Below are 2,246 nucleotides of genomic sequence, written 5' to 3' on the forward strand. Positions count from 1 at the left end.
GGGCCCGTCGGAGCGGACCGGCGGCGTTGGCGGAGCAACGGCCCGGGCCTGTCACGGATGGTGGCGATACCCCGGGCGGCGGAGCACTCAGTCCCACGGCCCGTCCCCTCGGGGGAGTGACCTCTGTCGCGAACAGGCATTTCTCGGTGGCTAGTCTTAGTGAACTCTTACCGGCGACGCGCGCCATCGCTGTGAATTCGCGAGAAACCCAGGAGAGAGGCCGGCCAACGACTATGGGATGGGCGCACGAGGGCGATGCCCCGGCATCGCCGATACCCGATCGGGTGTTGACTCCTGGTGAGCAGATTCTTGCCGCGTCGGACCGGGCGAGTGCGCCCCTGACCTGCGGGCTGCTGGTGCAGATCGACGGCCGGTTGGACCCCGACCAGCTACGGTCCGCGGTCTGGGCGGTGATTCGTCGCCACCCGATGGCCCGGGCCGTGCTCTACGGCTCCCGCCAGCACGCGTGGCGCTTCGCCGCCGAACCGACCGCGGATCCGTTCGGTTTCGTCGACGACGGGACCGACGGCTGGCGAGTCCAGGAGCTCCTCTCGTCGGCGCCGTTCGACCTGCGCCGCTACCCGCCGCTGCGGGTGGCGCTCGTCCGCCGCCCCGAAGGCGACCAGCTCTGCGTGGTCGCCCACCATCTCGCCTTCGACGGGCTGCGTCTCGCCGCCCTCGTCACCGAGATCCTCGACCACTACCGCCACCCGTCCGACGAGCACCACCCGTCCGACGGTCCGCGGCCGGCGGGCGGCACGGTGCGGGGGATGCCGGCGGGAATGTCCGCGGTGGTCCGTTCCGGGGCGCCGGGCTGGTCGGCGCTGGTGCGTCGCTCCGGTCGCTACATCACCCCGCTGACGCTCGGCCGCGGCGACGGCTACGGCTTCCACCCGATGGTGCTGCCGGCGCCGAGCGGCGGCCGCACTCTTCCCGACGGCCGCCACATGACGGTCAACGACCTGCTGCTCGGGGCCGCGCACCTCGCGGTCGACCGGTGGAACGCCCGGCGCGGCGGCGAGACGGGGCGGCTGCGCATCCGCATGCCGGTCGACCTGGTCACCGCGCCGTCGTTCGCGGCCTCGGCGAGCTCGTCGTCGTTCCCGGGGCCGGCGGAGATCAGCGGCAACCGGACCGGTCAGACGATCATCATGAGCGAGGCGGCCGAGCGGGCCGATCCGGTGCGCCTGGCCGGCCGGGTCGTCGAGCAGACATGCCAGGCCAAGCAGGTCGTCCCGCCGCCGGTGCCGGGCGTGTCGGGTGCCCTCGGGATCGCCGCCGCCCGGTTCGTCCCGGGCCCGTGGCGCAGCACCCTGCTGCGCCTGGGCGTCGCCGCCGGGCGCCCGCTGCTCGCGCCGACCGCCGCGGTCAGCAACCTCGGCCGTCACGACGCGGTGGCCGGACCGATCGGCACGGCCGCGCCGCGCGCGGGGTCCGGGCGGCTGCTCGTCGCGGTCGGCAGCGGCGGCCTGGTGGCCGGTACCGGCCCGGCCGTGACCGCCGTCTACTTCACTGGGACGGCCGGAATGCCGCAGGGCCTGTTCATCGGGGTGCTCGGGATGGGGGACAGGCTCAACGTCACCTTCGGCCATCACCGGCAGCTGTTCGGTCCGGGCTCCGTGCCGGCCTTCGCGGATCTCTTCCGGGCCTCGTTCGCCGAACTGGTCGAGATCGGCTCCGCCGGGTCGGCGACGCCGCCCGCCTCGGCGCCCCCGTCCGTGGCGTCACCGCGGTCCGCCTCGCCGGCACCGGCGTCGGAGCCGGCCGCCGCTCCGGCTCGACGGCCGGAGCGGAGCCGCTTCTCCCCGGCCGCCGACCAGCGCCGGGGCACCGTCCCCACCCGCTGATCGTCCCCACCCGCTGATCGTTCCCGGCCGCGCGGCGCCCGCGCTCGTCGCCGGCGCCCGTGCGGGCGGCGGTTCAGCGGGCGGCGGCCGGGACGCCCGCGGGCGGACCGGGGAGCGGGGCGGCACCGCGGCGGTCGACGGTGGGGGAGGCCGGCAGCGCGTGCCCGGCGGCGAGCAGGAGATCCTCGCCGGTGCCGGGACGCAGGCGTGCCGGCGACCGCAGCCCGGCGCGGGCCAGCGCGGCGCGGGCGTCCGCCTCACCGGTGCCGTAGAGGAGCGCGACCATCTCCGCGCCGGCCGGATCCGGCCGGTAGAGCAGGTCGGTGCGGCGCAGGGCGGGCCGCGGGGCGCCGGGCGCCAGGGTGAAGGTGGCGTGGGTGAGCTCGTCATCCACCCGCC

The 2,246-nt window shown here is 76.1% G+C and carries 1 protein-coding gene and 1 pseudogene; one reads left to right on the plus strand and one right to left on the minus strand.

Going from position 1 to position 2,246, the window contains the following annotated elements; genetic code table 11:
* Window positions 1-284: 284 nt before the first annotated feature.
* Window positions 285-1,847 (plus strand): condensation domain-containing protein, encoded by a 1,563-nt coding sequence (locus C1A33_RS23990; RefSeq protein ID WP_243407888.1) that lies wholly within the window; start codon window positions 285-287, stop codon window positions 1,845-1,847.
* 73 nt (window positions 1,848-1,920) lie between these two features.
* Here C1A33_RS23990 and C1A33_RS23995 read toward each other — a convergent pair.
* Window positions 1,921-2,246 (minus strand): annotated as a pseudogene (locus tag C1A33_RS23995) (glycosyltransferase family 4 protein); the annotation flags it as partial.

Source organism: Frankia canadensis, from assembly GCF_900197875.1.
GTDB classification, from domain to species: Bacteria; Actinomycetota; Actinomycetes; order Frankiales; family Frankiaceae; genus Frankia; species Frankia canadensis.